Genomic DNA, 16,186 nt, shown 5'->3' with positions numbered 1-16,186 from the left:
TGGCCGGCTCCCGGCGCGGACGGCTCCTTCGGCCCGTTTAGGCGCCCCCGCAGCGGCCGCGCTAGCCTTGAAGCCTATGGTTGACGTCGAACGGTTCCGGATCCTCCTGCGCGAGGAACGTGACCGGAAGCTTGCCCTCCTGCCCGCCCTCCGCCGGGACATCACCTCGGTCAATGCCGCCCGCCTCGACTCCAACGTCGACGACGAACACGACCCCGAGGGCACAACGATCGCCTTCGAACTATCCCAGGCCTCCGCGCTCCTGGAACAGAGCAGGGCTTCCCTGCTGCAGATCGATGCCGCTCTCGCGCGGATGGACGAGGGCACCTACGGAATCTGCGCTGTATGCGCCACCCCGATCCCCGAGGACCGGCTGGAGGCCAGGCCCTGGACCGCGTACTGCATCGCGCATGCCTCGGGCAGGGCATGACCCCKCCCGGCCTGCTGGGGGAACCGAACCTGGCCCTGACATGGTGGGAGCGGATCGTTGCCGGATTCACCCACGCCCCCAGCCCGCATGTGAGCAGTATTGAGCTCGTCGCGGTGGTCCTGCTGGCATTGGCCGTCTCCCTGCCCCGCCTGTCCTGGCGCTACTTTGGCCTGCTCGCCACCGTGACCCACGAACTCGGCCACGCGTTTGCCGCCCTTACCACCGGCCAGCGGCTCGGAGGCATCCGGCTGGGCCTGGACCACTCCGGCACCACCACGACGTACAGCAGGAGCCGCCTCTCCGCCGCCTGGTCGACGTTCTGGGGCTACCCCGTGCCGGCCGTCGTCGGGGCGGCGATGGTCTGGTGCGGTTTCAACGGCTGGGGGCCGGCCGCGATGTCGGTGGGCACGCTCATCCTCCTGGCATCCTTCCTGTTCCTCCGCAACGGCGTGGGTCTCCTCATCACCGCCGCCGCCGTACTGGCCTCGGCGCTCCTGGTGCTGTTCGTGCCGCCGGTATTCAACGGCCACGTGATGATCGTGCTGGGCCTGGCGCTACTGGTCGCTGCCGTCAGGGACCTCGGCAAACTGGCCAACGTCCATTTGCGGCACCGGGACAGGCTCCCGACGTCGGACGCCTATCTGCTGGCCCGGGCCACCTCCATCCCCGCCGCGGTGTGGATTGCCCTCTTCGCCGTGGTTGTGGCCGGGGCATGGTGGTTTGCCTGGCAGCCGATGGCGCCCGTGTTCACGGCCGCGTTCGGGCCGTCCCCTTCCCGGCCTTAGGCTGGGACCATGAGCCTGAGTACCCACACCGACGATCCGGGATTCAGCACCAAGGGCGCGTATGTGACCGGCGGCGAGGAATTCACCCGGGATACCAACTACATTGAGGACCGGATCACCCGGGACGGTGCCACGGGCGCCCACGGCGAACCCGGCTGGCCCGTGGAACCTGGCCGCTACCGCCTCATCGCAGCGCGCGCCTGCCCGTGGGCCAACCGCAYGGTGATCGTGCGCCGGCTCCTCGGCCTGGAGGCGGTCATCTCGCTCGGCCAGCCCGGCCCCACCCACGACGCCCGGTCCTGGACCTTCGACCTCGACCCGGACGGCAGGGATCCCGTCCTCGGAATCGAACGCATCCAGGACGCCTACTTCCGCCGCTTCCCCGACTACCCCCGCGGGATCACCGTCCCGGCGATCGTGGACGTCCCCAGCGGGCAGGTAGTCACCAACAATTTCCCCCAGATCACGCTCGACTTTTCCACGGAGTGGACCCAGTACCACCGCGCCGGCGCGCCGGAGCTGTACCCGGAGCACCTGAGGGAAGAAATAGACGCCGTCAACAAGCGTGTCTTCACCGAGGTGAACAACGGCGTCTACCGCTGCGGCTTTGCCGGTTCCCAGGAGGCCTACAACGCCGCCTACGATCGGCTCTGGACGGCCCTGGACTGGCTCGAGGAACGCCTGGCGGGCCAGCGGTACCTGGTCGGCGACACGATCACGGAGGCCGACGTCCGGCTCTTCACCACACTGGCCCGCTTCGACGCCGTCTACCACGGGCACTTCAAGTGCAACCGGCAAAAGCTCAGCGAAATGCCGGTGCTGTGGGCCTATGCACGGGACCTCTTCCAGACCCCCGGCTTCGGCGACACCACCGACTTTGTGCAGATCAAGCAGCACTACTACATCGTGCATGAGGACATCAACCCCACCGGAATCGTCCCGCGCGGGCCGGAACTGGGCAGCTGGCTCACCGGGCACGGCCGCGACGAACTCGGCGGCCGGCCGTTCGGCGACGGCACACCCCCGGGACCGGTCCGGGCCGGCGAAGAGGTTGCCCCGGGACACGGCGCAGCCTGAGGCCGCCGGCGCCCGGGACGGCCGTTAGGGTGTTGGTCATGAATATGGGGTCCATGGAACACGCAGCGCAGTCCCTCTCGGCCGGCTTTGCCACCCGGGAGTTCGCGGAGGTGCGTGAGCTCTTCGACTCCTTCCTTTCCGAGGACCAGGACTACAGCGCGCAATTGGCCGTCTACCGTTTGGGAACGAAAGTGGTGGACCTCCGCGGCGGCCCGGGGTTCGCTGCCGGCGACATCACGGGCACGTACTCGTGTTCCAAGGGCGCCGCCGCCATGGTCATCGCCGTGCTCGTCCAGGACAACCTTCTCGATCTGGACCGGACCGTCGCGTCCTATTGGCCGGAGTTCGGCGTCCACGGCAAGGATCTGCTCACCGTCCGGCAGGCGCTGTCCCACCAGGCCGGGCTGCCCGGCGTCGCCGGCGGGTTCGCCCTGGCCGACTTCACCGAACCCGAGGCGGCCCGCTGTCTCGCCGCCTCAGCGCCGCTGTGGCGGCCGGGCACGGCTTTCGGCTATCACGCCCTGACCATCGGGATCCTCATGGAGGAACTCTGCCGCCGCACTGCCGGAGTGCCGCTCCAGCGGCTCTACGACGAGCGTATCCGCCGCCCGCGGGGCATCGACTTCTTCCTGGGCCTGCCCGAGGACCAGGAACCGCGGTACCGCGAGGTGCTCTACGACCCTGACCCGGCCCAGCCGTGGCTGGACCCGCTCAGCCTCGACGGCCTGAACAGCAACGCGCYGGTCAGCACCATCATGGAACTGCCCAACCACCGCGTCGTCCGTGCCGCGGGAATGAGCAGCGCCGGCGGCGTGGGCTCGGCCGACGGACTGGCCAGACTCTACGCCGCCGCCACGACCGGGGTGGACGGCGGTCCCGCGTTCCTGAGCCCGGCCACCATCGAACTCATGGCCGCTGAGCAGGTGTGGGGACTGGACCGGTGCTCCGGGCAGGACAACGCCTTTGCCGTCGTGTTCATGAAACCCCAGCCGGGGCGGAACTTCGGCAGCCACCTGGCCTTCGGACACGAGGGCGCCAACGCGGCCCTCGGCTTCGCGGATCCCGGTTACGGGCTCGGATTCGGGTACGTGCCGCGCCGCAGCGAAGAAGGCCGGACCAGCGGCCGGGCCCAGCGGTTGTCCGCGGCAGTGCGGCAGGCCGCCCGCGCCGCGTCCTGACCGGCCCCCTGCAGGCTCCTGCGGCGCCGCAGCAGGTTCGTCCATTTGTAGCAGCAACCACGCGGCCCTAGGGTGAGCCGGGATGGTCACTCCAGAAAAGACAACAGACAAGCCGCCCTCCTGGCTGCGCATACGGGCCCATGGCGCGGCCAGCGGCGTCGCGGCGGCGCTCGTGTGGCCGCGGCTCCAGCTGGCTCTGAAGGCGGCGCTGGCAGCGGGCATTGCTTTCGCGATCGCGCCCTTCATGCCGGGCTCCGCCGCTGACTACCCCTACTACGCCCCGCTCGGCGCCCTGGTGGCCATGTACGAGAACGTTGCCGGTTCCATGCGCCAGGGCCTGCAGGCGCTGGTCGGTCTGGCGATCGGGGTGGGACTGGCGTTCATGCTTTTCAGCCTCGGCTCGCCGTCGCCGTGGACGGTCGCGGTGGTCATGGGACTGGGCGTTATCCTCGCCGGCCTGCCCAAGATCGGTTCGGGCCGGGACTGGATCCCGACGGCGGCCCTGCTGGTACTGCTGGTGGGCGGCCACAACCCGGACTCGTTCTCGTTCGGGTACCTTTTCCAGATGGCGGTCGGCGTCACGGTGGGCATCGTCGTGAATCTGTTGGTCTTCCCGCCGCTGCATTTCCGGGCCGCGGCCCTGAGCATCGTGGAATTGCGCCAGGCGCTCGCCCAGCAGCTCTGGGACATGGGCAAGGCGCTCAAGGAGAGCTGGCCGCCGGAGCATGTTGATTGGTCCCGCCGCTCGGAAGCGCTCGCGGCGCACGCCCGCTCAGTGCGGCTCGCCGTCGAGAAAGCTGACGCCAGCCGCCGGGCCAATCCCCGCCGCCGGCTGCATCCGCGCGACATCACCCTCGACTACCGCAACCTGCGGGACCTGGAGCGGCTCACATTCCACGTCCAGGACGTCACCCAGGTGCTCTCCGACGTCATCTGGGCCGAGGACACCCCGTTCGTGATTCCGGACGAATACGCGGCACCCCTCGGGGACGCCATGTCCGCCGTCGGCGACGTGCTGCGAGCCACGGAGGAGGACAACCCGGATCGCCAGGCCGAGCTGGCCCGCACCGCCGACGCGGCGATCAACGAGCTCACCGCCAGGCTTGGCTCGGTGCCGCACACCCACGACGCCCCCAGCGCGGTGGAATCCATTCTCTTGAGCATGCACCGCATGCTGCGGGTGGCGAAGCCCGGCCGGCCGGAAGAGCAACCGGCGGACCCGTCCGAAACCCCGTCCGCAACCTAGGCAACCGGCAGGCACAACGACGGCGGCTCCCGCCGGGGTAACCCCACAGCGGATGCCGCCGTCGGACTGTCTGTCCTGCCCGGCTATGGCAGTACCGGTTAGTCCAGCGCGGCGACCGATCCGCTGAAGTGCCGGCGACCGGACAGCGGGTTCCACGCCACGTAGTCCGAACGCCGCCAGCCGCCGCCCTCGGTCTGGACGGTGCTGATGTCCAGCGCCACCCGGGCGGGCAGGAACACGGGCGCCTCGAAGGCCACCTCCCAGCTGAACGCGTCGCCTTTGACGGCACCGACGTCGGCCAGTGCCCGCGACGCGAGGTACATGCCGTGGGCAAGGGACCGCCGCTGCCCGAGGGCCTTGGCGGTCAGGACGCTCAGGTGGATGGGGTTGAAGTCTCCGGAGACAGCCGCGTAGGCACGCCCGGTATCGACGCCCAGCTGCCACAGGGCCGTGGGATCCGGCACGGAGAACGGCGGCGGCGGCACGGCCACCGAGGCCTTGTCGATCCCCGGGAGGAACACCCCCTTGGCCAGGTAGGTCGAAACCCCGCGCCAGAGGACCTCTTCCTGCCCGGCGGCGCGCACCTCCGCGACGACATCGAGCTGCGTACCGGCGCGGTGCCCCCGCAGGTTCTCCACGCGGGTCCGGATGTCCAGGGCCTCCGTGAACAGGACCGGCCCGGACTGCACCACCCTGTTCGTCAGGTGGATCATGCCCAGCAGGGGCAGCGGGAAATCGTCCCGGTTCATCACGCTCATGGCCAGCGGAAAGGCCAGGGCATGAATGAAGCCCGCAGGCAGGATATCGCTCGCGGTCTCGCCGACCAGGTGCTGATACGCCGTCAGATTGGCGACGTCGGCCCGCACGCCACGGACCTCGTGGATGTAGGCGGGCAGTTCGGTGCCGCCGTGGGTGCCCAGGACCCGGCGCCGTGCCGCGGCGGCGGCCGCGTTCACGTAGAGCTTGGACAGGGCGGGCATCTCGCCCAGGATGACGGTCTGGAAACCGTTCATGCGCCGACCAGGTTCTGCCCGCAGACGCGCAGCACCTCCCCGGAAATCCCGCCCGCGGCGTCGCTGGCCAGGAACGCGATGGCCTCGGCGACGTCGCCCGGCCGGCCGCCCTGCTGCAGGGAGTTGAGCCGGCGCGCCACTTCGCGGGTGGCGAACGGGATCCTGGCCGTCATCTCGGTTTCAATGAACCCCGGAGCCACGGCGTTGATGGAGCCGCCGCGCTCGCCGATGAGAGGCGCCGTGGCGCGGACCATGCCGATCACGCCGGCCTTGGACGCGGCATAGTTGGTCTGGCCGCGGTTTCCGGCGATCCCGCTGGTGGAGGCCACGGACACGATCCGGGGCGAGTCCTGGAAGTGCTCCGAGGCCAGGAGGGCCTCATTGATCCGCAGCTGCGCGGCGATGTTGACGGCGAGCACGGAGTTCCAGCGGCCGGCGTCCATGTTGGCCAGGAGCTTGTCCCGGGTGATCCCTGCGTTGTGGATCATGATGTCCAGCCGGCCGTGCCGTGCCGCGGCGTGGCCGATGATCCGCTGGCCGGCGTCGTCGCGGCTGATGTCCAGCTGCAGGGCCGTCCCATGGACCTCGTTGGCCACTGCCGCCAGATGCTCTCCCGCAGCGGGAATGTCGACGAGGATGAGTGTGGCGCCGTCGCGGTAGAGGGTGCGGGCAATCGCGGCCCCGATGCCGCGCGCGGCGCCGGTCACCACGGCCACCTTGCCGGCCAGCGGCTTCTCGACGTCGTCGGGCAGCTGGCCGGCGCCGGAGCTGACGGTCAGGAACTGCCCGTCCACGAACGCCGAGCGGCCCGAGAGGAAGAACCTCACCGCCCCCAGTGTTGCCGGGCTCGTGGTCCGGGCGCCGTCGGCGAGCAGGATGCCGTTGCCGGTGGCGCCGGCACGGAGTTCCTTCGCCAAAGACCGCAGGAGACCGTCCACGCCCTGCCTGGCAGCCGCCGTTGCCGGTTCCGTGGCCGAGCCCGCCGTGCGGGACATGGTGATGACGCGGGCGTTCGGGGCGAGGTCACGCAGCGACGCGGCGGCGGTGAGGACCGGTTTCTCAAGATCGCCGGGGTGGGCCAGCTCGTCCAGCACCAGGATGATGGCGCCGAGCTTCTCCTTGGGTATCGCGTGGCGACGGACATCGAGGTTCCAGTCCAGCAGGGTGGCGGCGAGCTCGTCGGCGCCGCCGGTTGATCCCTGGACCAGGACCGGTCCGTCGATGAGGGGGCGGCCGGGCTCGTGCCGCCGGAGGACCACTGGCTGCGGGAGGCCGAGACGCTTGGCGAGGTCTTTGCCGAGTCCGTGGCTGACCAGCCGGGTGTACTTGTCGCTCATCCGGTTCTCCCTAGAGTGCTTCGAGGATTGCGACGACGCCCTGGCCGCCGGCGGCGCAAATGGACACGAGGCCGCGGGCCGGACGCCCGTTGACGTCGCCCTTTTCGTGCAGCATTTTCGCCAGCGAGGCCACGATCCTGCCGCCCGTGGCCGCAAACGGGTGTCCGGCGGCCAGCGAGGAGCCGTTGACGTTCAACTTGGCCCGGTCGATGCTGCCGAAGGCGCCGTCCAGGCCCAGGCGGGTGCGGCCGAATTCGTCGTCCTCCCACGCGGCGAGGGTGCTCAGCACCGTGCCGGCGAAAGCCTCGTGGATCTCAAAGAAATCGATGTCCGCGAGGCTGAGATTGTGGCGTGCGAGGAGCCGGGGCACCGCGAAGGCCGGGGCCATGAGCAGCCCGTCTTTGCCGTGGACAAAGTCGACGGCGGCAGCCTCGCCGTCGATCACCGCGGCGAGCTTGGGGAGGTCGTGGGCGTCGGCCCATTCCTCGGACGCCAGCAGAACGGTGGAGGCGCCATCTGTCAGCGGGGTGGAATTGCCGGCCGTCATGGTCGCCTCGGCGCCCAGGTTCTTGCCGAAAACGGGCTTGAGGGTGGCCAGTTTCTCCGGGCTCGTGTCGGCGCGCAGGTTGGAGTCGCGGCTCAGTCCCCGGTAGGGGGTCAGGAGGTCATCGAAGAAGCCGGCGTCGTAAGCCGCGGCCAGGTTCCGGTGGCTGTTGAAGGCCAGCTCGTCCTGGGCCTCGCGGGTGATCTTCCACTGCGCCGTGGTCAGCGCCTGGTGCTCGCCCATCGACAGGCCGGTGCGCGGCTCCCCCGTGTTCGGTGCATCGGGAGCCAGATCCTTGGGACGGAGCCGGCTGAGGACCTGCAGTTTCCGGGACATCGTCCTGGCGCGGTTGAGGTCAAGGAGCACCTCGCGGAGTCCCTCGCTGACGGCGATGGGGGCGTCAGAGGCCGAGTCGACGCCGCCGGCGATCGCGGAATCGATCTGGCCCAGCTTGATCTTGTTCGCCAGGCCAAGCACCGTTTCCAGGCCGGTGGCGCAGGCCTGCTGGAGGTCATACGCCGGGGTCTCGGCGGAGAGTGCCGAGCCGAGCACCGCTTCCCGGGTGAGGTTGAAATCCCGGGAGTGCTTGAGGACCGCCCCCGCAGCCACTTCCCCGATCCGCTCGTCCTGCAGGCCGAAGCGGGCGATCAGGCCATCAAGGGCGGCCGTGAGCATGTCCTGGTTGGAGGACTTCGTGTACGCGCCTCCGGTCCGGGCGAACGGGATGCGGTTGCCGCCCACGACCACGGCCTTGCGGAGTTGCGCCGGGCCCGCGCCGGCGTGCTGTGTCTTCCCGGCGGCGGGTGCGGCGGCTGGCTGGGGGCGGGGCACTGACTGTCCGTTGACGGACATGGGCTGTCTCCTTCGATCAAAGCGATTACCGATACCCAGCGTACCTGATACGCTGGGTATCGTGAACATCCCCAAAGCCGCCGTGCCCGCCGGGCAGGCCGCCGTCGACGGCCGCGCTTCCCGCTGGCAGTCCCACCGCGAGGAACGGCGGCGGGAGCTGATCAAGTCCGCCCGGAAAGCGGTGCATGCCCTCGGCAGCGACGCATCCATGGAGGACATTGCCGCAGCCGCGGGAACGTCGAAGTCCGTGTTCTACCGCTATTTCGGCGACAAAGCCGGACTCCAGCAGGCCGTGGGCGAGGTGGTCCTGAGCCAGATGCAGCGGCGCATCCAGGAGGCGGCCCAGAGCGCCCAGACGCCCCGCGAAGGCCTGTTCGCCATGGTGTCCGCGTACCTGCAAATGGCCGAGACCAGCCCGAATGTCTACACGTTCGTGACGCGACATGCTTCCGGCGAGGCCGAAACGGCCGGCCCGTCCATGTCCACGGCGGGAGCCTTGAGCCACTTCTTCGCCGCCATCAGCGACATGATTGCCCGGCCGATGCGCAGCCATCTGGGCGGCGGCCAGGACAAGGAAGCCGTGATCGGCTACTGGCCCAACGCCGCGATCGGCCTGGTCCGGAATGCCGGCGAACAGTGGCTCGCCAGCCCGCCCGGGCCGGCCAAGCCCGGCCAGGAGGCCATGGCGCGGCAGATCACCGATTGGCTCTGCTTCGGCATCGCCCCCGAGCTGCAGGCGCCTCCTCCCGAAGAAGCAGCACAAACGGAACGAACAGACCCGGCAGGCCAGGGCGCGCCGTAGCAGCGGCACGCCGGCCCCCGCCCGCGACCTGAACTGTCAGCACTAAAGATTGTCAAAACCACAGAAGGAAACGACATGACTGAACTAGCCGACCGCACCACCGGCAACGCACCCCGGCGCCGGCCGCAACCACAACAGCCGGCGGCAACCACGGCAACCGGCCGTTCCGGCCAGCCCGGTACCCCTGAGGCGCCCGCCGTCGACGTCGCGGCCCTTGGCGAACAGCTGCTCGGCAAGTGGGCCGACATCCGGCTGAAGTCCAGGGGCCTCGCCGGCCGCCCGGAACTGCACAAGATCGAGGGCCAGACCCACACAGAACACCGCCGGCGCGTCTTCGGGCAGCTCAGGATCCTGGTGGACAACGGGGCCGTCCACCGCGCCTTCCCGGAGTCCGTGGGCGGCTCCGATGACCACGGCGGCAACGTGGCCGGCTTCCAGGAACTGGTCATCGCCGACCCGTCGCTGCAGATCAAGGCCGGCGTGCAGTGGGGCCTGTTCGGCTCCGCAGTGAACCACCTCGGCACCGCGGAACACCACGAGAAATGGCTGCCCGGCATCATGAGCCTGGAGATCCCGGGTTGCTTCGCCATGACCGAGACCGGGCACGGCTCCGACGTGGCCAGCATTGCCACCACCGCCACCTATGACCCCGCCGCCGGGGAGTTCGTGGTCCACACACCGTTCCGGGCAGCGTGGAAGGACTACATCGGCAACGCCGCCACCGATGGCCTGGCCGCCGTCGTGTTCGCCCAACTGGTGACAAAGGGCGTCAACCACGGCGTGCACGCGTTCTACATGGACCTCCGGGACCCCGGGACCAAGGACTTCCTGCCGGGCATCGGGGGCGAGGACGAYGGSGTCAAGGGCGGCCTGAACGGCATCGACAACGGCCGGMTKCACTTCACSMACGTCCGGATTCCCCGCACCAACCTSCTGAACCGCTACGGCRACGTCGACCCCGAGGGCAACTACACGTCCCCCATCGCCAGCCCGGGCCGCCGCTTCTTCACCATGCTCGGCACGCTGGTCCAGGGCCGGGTCTCCCTCGACGGAGCCGCCGTGACGGCGTCGAAGCTGGCCCTGAAGACCGCCATCCAGTACGCCACCGAACGCCGGCAGTTCAATGCCTCCTCCCAGACCGACGAGGAAGTGCTGCTGGACTACCAGCGGCACCAGCGCCGGCTCTTCACCCGGCTGGCCACCACGTACGCCGCCAGCTTCGCCAGCGAGCAACTGCTGCAGAAATTCGACGATGTCTTCTCCGGCCGCCACGACACCGACCAGGACCGCCAGGACCTCGAAACCCTGGCCGCGGCCCTGAAGCCGCTGAGCACCTGGCACGCCCTGGATACGCTGCAGGAATGCCGCGAGGCCTGCGGTGGTGCCGGATTCCTGATCGAGAACCGGTTCGCCTCGCTCCGCGCCGACCTCGACGTCTACGCCACGTTCGAAGGCGACAACACCGTCCTGCTGCAGCTGGTCGCCAAGCGCCTGCTGGCGGACTACGCCAAGGAATTCCGCACCGTCAACGTCGGCGTGCTGGCCCGCTATGTCGTGGGCCAGGCCACCGGTGCGGCAATCCACCGCACCGGACTGCGCGGCGTCGCCCAGTTCGTGGCCGACACCGGATCAGTGCAGAAAGCGGCGCTGGCGATCAAGGACGAAGCAAGCCAGCGGACCCTGCTCACGGACCGCGTCCAGACCATGGTCGCGGAGGTGGCCACGGCCCTCAAGGGCGCGAACAAGCTCCCGCAGCAGCAGGGCGCCGCCTTGTTCAACGCCCACCAGCACGAACTCATCGAAGCCGCCCAGGCCCATGCGGAGCTGCTGCAGTGGGAGGCCTTTACGGAAGCCCTCGGCAAGGTGACAGACCCGGGCACGCACAAAGTCCTGACGTGGCTGCGCGATCTCTTCGGCCTGTCCCTGATCGAGAAGAACCTGTCCTGGTACCTCATGAACGGCAGGCTGTCGATGCAGCGCGGACGCACTGTGGGCGAATACATCAACCGCCTGCTCGTGAAGATCCGTCCGCACGCCTTGGACCTGGTGGACGCGTTCGGGTACGGCCCGGAGCACCTCCGCGCTGAGATCTCCACCGGCGCGGAGAAGGTCCGCCAGGACGAGGCCCGGGACTACTTCCGCAAGCAGCGGGCCAGCGGCCAGGCGCCACTGGACGAAAAGATCCTGCTTGCCCGCGCCGTTCACGGCACAAAAGCTCACGGCACCAAGGCCCAGGGCACCCGCCGGGGCGGCGCCGCCGTCGCAGTGCTGTGACTCTGAAGTGCAGTGACTCCGTGCTGCAGTGACGCTGTGGTGCTGTTCCGTCGCGGGGTCAGGAGCCCTGCTGGAGCACCGAGCGGTAGACCTCGAGCGTGGTCTCCGTGATGGATTCCCAGGAGAAGTGCTCCTCGGCCCGGCGCCGGCCGGCTTCGCCCATGGCGCGGGCCCGGGCAGGATCGGACACCACTTCGATGAGGGCCTCGGCAAAGTCGGTGACGAACTTCTCCGGGTCCAGAGGGATTCCGGTGCCGTCCGTGACCTGCTCGATCGGAACAAGCAGTCCGGTCTTGCCGTGCTCGACGACCTCCGGGATACCGCCGGTGGCGCTGGCCACCACGGCGGCACCGCACGCCATCGCCTCAAGGTTGACGATGCCCAGCGGTTCGTAGATGGACGGGCACGCGAACGCGGTCGCGTGGCTGAGCACCTGGATGACCTCGTTGCGGGGCAGCATCCGCTCGATCAGGATCACGCCGCTGCGCTGGCTCTGCAGCTCCTCGATCAGGCGTGCCGTCTCGGCCGCCAGTTCCGGCGTGTCCGCGGCACCGAGGCACAACACCAGCTGGACGTCGGCCGGGAGCTTGGCGGCGGCCCGCAACAGGTACGGCACGCCCTTCTGCCGGGTGTTCCGGCCCACAAAAACAACGCTGGGGCGCTCCGGATCGATTCCGAGCGGACGGATGATGTCATCAGCCTCGTCCCGGTTCCACTGGCTGACATCGATGCCGTTGTGGACCACCTTGACCTTGGCCGGGTCAACGTCCGGATAGCTGCGCAGGATGTCCTGGCGCATGCCTTCCGAGACGGCGATGATGGCGGCCGCGGCCTCGTAGGCGGTCTTTTCCACCCAGGAGGACACCGCGTAGCCGCCACCGAGCTGCTCGGCTTTCCACGGGCGCAGCGGCTCCAGGCTGTGCGCGCTGAGGACATGCGGGATGCCGTGGAGCAGCGACGCGATGTGTCCGGCCATGTTGGCATACCAGGTGTGGGAGTGGACCAGGTCCGCGCCGGCGATGTCCGGAACGATCCTCAGGTCCACCCCGAGGGTCTGGATGGCGGCGTTTGCAGAGCCCAGGTCTTCGGGCACGGGATACGACGTGACGGTCGCTCCGTGATACCCGGGCTCGCGGGGCGCGCCGAAGGCACGCACCTGAAGGTCCACGCGTTGGGCCAGCACTCGGCTGAGCTCGGCCACGTGGACCCCGGCGCCGCCGTAAATTTCCGGCGGGAATTCTTTGGTCACAATATCTATTCGCACATGCACCAAGGTAGTCGTTACGGTGGAACTGATCTAGTGTGAAGACGTTCGGGCATGCCGGACTGTATTGGGGAGTAACGAAGGCGTTCAGGAGCTATCACCATGCCGCATCAAAAGAGAGTTTTGGCAATTGTCCTCGCAGGTGGCGAGGGAAACCGGCTCATGCCGTTGACGGCGGACCGGGCCAAGCCTGGTGTCCCGTTTGCCGGAAGCTACCGGCTCATTGACTTTGCCCTTTCAAATCTTGTGAATTCCCGCTATCTGCAAATTGTGGTGTTGACGCAATACAAGTCCCACAGCCTTGACCGGCACATTTCCGAAACGTGGCGGATGTCCACCCAACTCGGCAACTATGTGGCCTCGGTTCCGGCCCAGCAGCGCGTCGGCAAGAGCTGGTTCCTCGGCAGCGCCAACGCCATTTATCAGTCGCTGAACCTCATTCACGACGCCAACCCCGACATCGTGGTCGTGGTCGGCGCAGACCACGTCTACCGGATGGACTTCTCCCAGATGGTGGCGCAGCACGTCGCGAGCGGTGCCAAGGCCACGGTCGCCGCGGTCCGCCAGCCGCTGCACATGGCGGACCAGTTCGGCGTGATCGAAACCGATGCGGACAACCCGGACAAAATTGCCGCGTTCGTGGAGAAGCCGTCGTCGACTCCCGGCCTCGCGGCCGACCCCAGCCAGTTCCTGGCCTCCATGGGCAACTACGTGTTCGACGCCGATGCCCTGATCGAAGCCCTCCACGTGGACGCCGAGCGCCTCGATACCAAGCACGACATGGGCGGGGACATCATTCCCTACTTCGTGAACCAGGGCGAGGCCGGTGTCTACGACTTCACCCTCAACGACATTCCCGGGTCCACCGAACGCGACCGCACCTACTGGCGCGACGTCGGCACCATCGATTCGTTCTACGACGCCCACATGGACCTGATCTCCCCCGTCCCGGTGTTCAACCTCTACAACTCCGAGTGGCCGATCTACACCCGCCAGACCATCTCCCCGCCGGCCAAGTTTGTCCGCGGCAAGTCCAACACCGTGGGCACGGCACTGGATTCCATCGTGGCCAGCGGCGTCGTCGTCTCCGGCGGCATCGTGGAAGGCTCCGTGCTCTCCAACGACGTCTACGTGGGCACCTCGAGCCGGGTCCTGGACTCGGTCCTGATGGACAAGGTCAATGTCGGCGAAGGCGCCGTGATCAAACGCGCCATCATCGACAAGAACGTCAAGATCCCGGCCGGGGCCACGATCGGACTCGACCCCGAACTGGACCGAGCCCGCGGGTTCAAGGTCACCGACTCCGGAATCACGGTCCTGTCCAAGGGCCAGCACGTCCCGGACCCCAGCGACGCGGAAAGGGCGCTCTCTGCGGCCAACCTGCGCCTGGTGCCCGACGCCGTCCGGACCGCCACCGAGAACTGGCCCGAGCTGCGGGAGTCCGTGGACAAGGTTGCCGACGTGCAGGCCGCCGCTGTGGGCACAGACGCACCGGTCAAGCACTCACCCACGGCATAGGCAGGCGGGGGCCCGGCAGGCACGTCCGGCCGGGCTCCCCGCACCCTGTAAAATTAGGGCAATGAGCTCCCCCGATCTGTCCTCCGACTTTCCCTCTGCCGAATCTGGTCTTCCCGGGTCTGATCTCGCCGGACTGACCCCGGAGGAAATCCAGGCCTGCCTGAAGGTCCTGAACACGATCCACGCCTATGACGAGGAGCACCCGGACTACGTCTCAGTGCGCCGCGCCACCGGGAAGATGTTCAAGGCCGTCAAGCGCCACCGGCGGGTCAGCAAGCGCGATGAGATCGCCGAGGCGGACCGCGCCGTGATGGCACAGACGGCGACGGCGGCCCCCGACAGGATCGACGACGAGACGCGCGGCAACAAGCTCGCCACGTCCGCCACCGGGGAAATCGCCGGCCACCTGATCAGGTCCCGGCCGTGCTACATCTGCAAGCAGCACTACACCCAGGTGGATGCCTTCTACCACCAGCTGTGCCCCGAGTGCGCCCTGTTCAGCCACAGCAAGCGCGACGCCCGCACCGATCTCACGGGCCGCAGGGCCCTCCTGACCGGCGGCCGGGCGAAGATCGGCATGTACATCGCGCTCCGGCTCCTCCGGGACGGTGCGCACACCACCATCACCACCCGGTTCCCGAAGGACGCCGCCCGCCGCTTCGCTGCGATGGAGGACAGCGCCGACTGGCTGCACCGGCTCCGGATCGTGGGCATCGACCTCCGTGACCCGTCCCAGGTGATGGCCCTGACGGATTCCCTGGATGCCGCCGGACCGCTGGACATCATCATCAACAACGCGGCCCAGACCGTGCGGCGCTCCGGCAACGCCTACAAGCCGCTCGTCGACGCCGAGGACGAGCCGCTGCCCGCCGCCCTCCAGGCTGCCAACGGGGGCCCGGAGCTCGTCACGTTCGGCCACGCCCACGACAAGCACCCGCTTGCCCTCGCCAGCAGCGTGCTCGACCATCCCGTGCTGGCCGGGGACGCGATCACGTCCCTGGCCCTGTCCACCGGGTCGGCGTCGCTGGAGCGGATTGCCTCCGGCACCGCGATCGACGCGGGCGGACTGGTCCCGGACCTCGCCACCATCAACAGCTGGACCCAGGTGCTGGACGAAGTGGACCCGCTGGAGATGCTCGAAGTGCAGTTGTGCAACGTGACGGCTCCGTTCCTGCTGGTCAGCCGGCTGCGGGGGGCCATGAAGCGCTCCACCGCGCGGCGGAAGTACATCGTCAATGTCAGCGCCATGGAAGGCCAGTTCTCCCGCGCCTACAAGGGCCCCGGGCACCCGCACACGAACATGGCCAAGGCGGCGCTGAACATGATGACGCGAACCAGCGCCCAGGAAATGCTCGACGCCGACGGCATCCTCATGACGGCCGTGGACACCGGCTGGATCACGGACGAGCGGCCGCACTACACCAAAGTCCGCCTCATGGAAGAGGGCTTCCACGCGCCCCTGGACCTAGTTGACGGCGCCGCCCGCGTGTACGACCCTATCGTGATGGGCGAATCCGGCGAGGACCAGTACGGCGTGTTCCTCAAGGACTACAAGCCCAGTCCCTGGTGACCGGCGCCGGCGGGCCGCGGCGTCCGTCACTTACGTGTCCGCTGCGGGACCTATGGCCCTAATCGGGGTCCGGGCCGGCCCGTAGTGTGGCTCGACATGGACTCAACCACGCCCTCGCCGGAATACTCGCTGACCATGGACCAGTGCTGGGCGCTGCTCGACACCGAAGTTGTGGGGCGCGTAGCGCTGATCGTAGACAACCATCCGGAGATCTTCCCGGTGAATTTCGTCCTCGAACGGCGGGCGATTGCCTTCCGCACCGCCGGCGGCACGAAGCTGTGGGGCGCGATCACAGG

The 16,186-nt window shown here is 68.5% G+C and carries 14 protein-coding genes; 10 read left to right on the top strand and 4 right to left on the bottom strand.

Features of this window, described 5'->3' with window-relative positions; translation table 11 throughout:
• Nucleotides 1-76 precede the first annotated feature (76 nt).
• From AC1DHX_RS14445 to AC1DHX_RS14425, 5 genes are all read left to right on the top strand, one after another.
• Nucleotides 77-430 (top strand): TraR/DksA family transcriptional regulator, encoded by a 354-nt coding sequence (locus tag AC1DHX_RS14445; RefSeq protein WP_476850934.1) that lies wholly within the window; start codon nt 77-79, stop codon nt 428-430.
• Nucleotides 427-1,215 (top strand): M50 family metallopeptidase, encoded by a 789-nt coding sequence (locus tag AC1DHX_RS14440; protein WP_476858574.1) that lies wholly within the window; start codon nt 427-429, stop codon nt 1,213-1,215. Before AC1DHX_RS14445 ends, AC1DHX_RS14440 begins: the two co-directional genes overlap by 4 nt.
• A 9-nt stretch (nt 1,216-1,224) precedes the next feature.
• Nucleotides 1,225-2,292, top strand: a complete 1,068-nt coding sequence (locus tag AC1DHX_RS14435) for a glutathione S-transferase family protein (RefSeq protein WP_476900160.1) — start codon at nt 1,225-1,227, stop codon at nt 2,290-2,292.
• A 53-nt stretch (nt 2,293-2,345) separates the two neighbouring features.
• On the top strand, nt 2,346-3,470 hold the full coding sequence (locus AC1DHX_RS14430; RefSeq protein WP_476900159.1) for a serine hydrolase domain-containing protein: 1,125 nt from the start codon (nt 2,346-2,348) through the stop codon (nt 3,468-3,470).
• An 82-nt stretch (nt 3,471-3,552) separates the two neighbouring features.
• Nucleotides 3,553-4,716: an FUSC family protein gene (locus AC1DHX_RS14425; RefSeq protein WP_476850938.1), complete on the top strand. Its 1,164-nt coding sequence runs from the start codon at nt 3,553-3,555 to the stop codon at nt 4,714-4,716.
• Nucleotides 4,717-4,814: 98 nt separating this feature from the next.
• Here AC1DHX_RS14425 and AC1DHX_RS14420 read toward each other — a convergent pair whose 3' ends face one another.
• From AC1DHX_RS14420 to AC1DHX_RS14410, 3 genes are read right to left on the bottom strand one after another with little or no spacing between them, the layout of a single operon-like run.
• Complete coding sequence (locus AC1DHX_RS14420) at nt 4,815-5,729, bottom strand: MaoC family dehydratase (RefSeq protein ID WP_476858577.1); 915 nt, start codon at nt 5,727-5,729, stop codon at nt 4,815-4,817.
• On the bottom strand, nt 5,726-7,066 hold the full coding sequence (locus AC1DHX_RS14415; RefSeq protein WP_476858578.1) for a 3-oxoacyl-ACP reductase: 1,341 nt from the start codon (nt 7,064-7,066) through the stop codon (nt 5,726-5,728). Before AC1DHX_RS14415 ends, AC1DHX_RS14420 begins: the two co-directional genes overlap by 4 nt.
• Before the next feature lie 10 nt (nt 7,067-7,076).
• Entirely contained in the window at nt 7,077-8,462 is a 1,386-nt protein-coding gene (locus AC1DHX_RS14410; protein ID WP_476858579.1) for an acetyl-CoA C-acetyltransferase, read from the bottom strand.
• 61 nt (nt 8,463-8,523) lie between these two features.
• On the opposite strand from AC1DHX_RS14410, the gene AC1DHX_RS14405 reads away from it, so the two are divergent.
• On the top strand, nt 8,524-9,264 hold the full coding sequence (locus AC1DHX_RS14405) for a TetR family transcriptional regulator (RefSeq protein ID WP_476858580.1): 741 nt from the start codon (nt 8,524-8,526) through the stop codon (nt 9,262-9,264).
• A gap of 75 nt (nt 9,265-9,339) precedes the next feature.
• A complete protein-coding gene (locus tag AC1DHX_RS14400) occupies nt 9,340-11,538 on the top strand; it encodes an acyl-CoA dehydrogenase family protein (RefSeq protein ID WP_476900158.1) in 2,199 nt (732 codons plus the stop codon).
• A gap of 58 nt (nt 11,539-11,596) precedes the next feature.
• Here the strand turns inward: AC1DHX_RS14400 and glgA are convergent, their stop codons facing one another.
• Complete coding sequence (gene glgA / locus AC1DHX_RS14395; RefSeq protein ID WP_476850944.1) at nt 11,597-12,802, bottom strand: glycogen synthase; 1,206 nt, start codon at nt 12,800-12,802, stop codon at nt 11,597-11,599.
• Between the two features lie 102 nt (nt 12,803-12,904).
• Between glgA and glgC the strand changes: the two genes are divergently transcribed.
• From glgC to AC1DHX_RS14380, 3 genes are all read left to right on the top strand, one after another.
• A complete protein-coding gene (gene glgC, locus AC1DHX_RS14390) occupies nt 12,905-14,320 on the top strand; it encodes a glucose-1-phosphate adenylyltransferase (RefSeq protein ID WP_476850945.1) in 1,416 nt (471 codons plus the stop codon).
• Between the two features lie 61 nt (nt 14,321-14,381).
• Nucleotides 14,382-15,890 (top strand): SDR family NAD(P)-dependent oxidoreductase, encoded by a 1,509-nt coding sequence (locus AC1DHX_RS14385; protein WP_476858582.1) that lies wholly within the window; start codon nt 14,382-14,384, stop codon nt 15,888-15,890.
• A 96-nt stretch (nt 15,891-15,986) separates the two neighbouring features.
• Nucleotides 15,987-16,186 (top strand): pyridoxamine 5'-phosphate oxidase family protein (locus AC1DHX_RS14380; RefSeq protein ID WP_476900157.1); only part of this gene is annotated, 200 nt, incomplete at its 3' end.

The sequence above is a fragment of the Arthrobacter sp. 05N33_2 genome (assembly GCF_056397425.1).
Note: the sequence above shows the minus strand (reverse complement) of the source record. Positions and strands in the feature narration are given on the sequence as shown.

Coding starts and splice junctions, on each gene's coding strand:
- AC1DHX_RS14415 (WP_476858578.1), bottom strand. CDS start 7,066: ATGAGCGACAAGTACACCCGGCTGGTCAGCCACGGACTCGGCAAAGAC.
- AC1DHX_RS14445 (WP_476850934.1), top strand. CDS start 77: ATGGTTGACGTCGAACGGTTCCGGATCCTCCTGCGCGAGGAACGTGAC.
- AC1DHX_RS14410 (WP_476858579.1), bottom strand. CDS start 8,462: ATGTCCGTCAACGGACAGTCAGTGCCCCGCCCCCAGCCAGCCGCCGCA.
- AC1DHX_RS14385 (WP_476858582.1), top strand. CDS start 14,382: ATGAGCTCCCCCGATCTGTCCTCCGACTTTCCCTCTGCCGAATCTGGT.
- AC1DHX_RS14420 (WP_476858577.1), bottom strand. CDS start 5,729: ATGAACGGTTTCCAGACCGTCATCCTGGGCGAGATGCCCGCCCTGTCC.
- glgC (WP_476850945.1), top strand. CDS start 12,905: ATGCCGCATCAAAAGAGAGTTTTGGCAATTGTCCTCGCAGGTGGCGAG.
- AC1DHX_RS14425 (WP_476850938.1), top strand. CDS start 3,553: ATGGTCACTCCAGAAAAGACAACAGACAAGCCGCCCTCCTGGCTGCGC.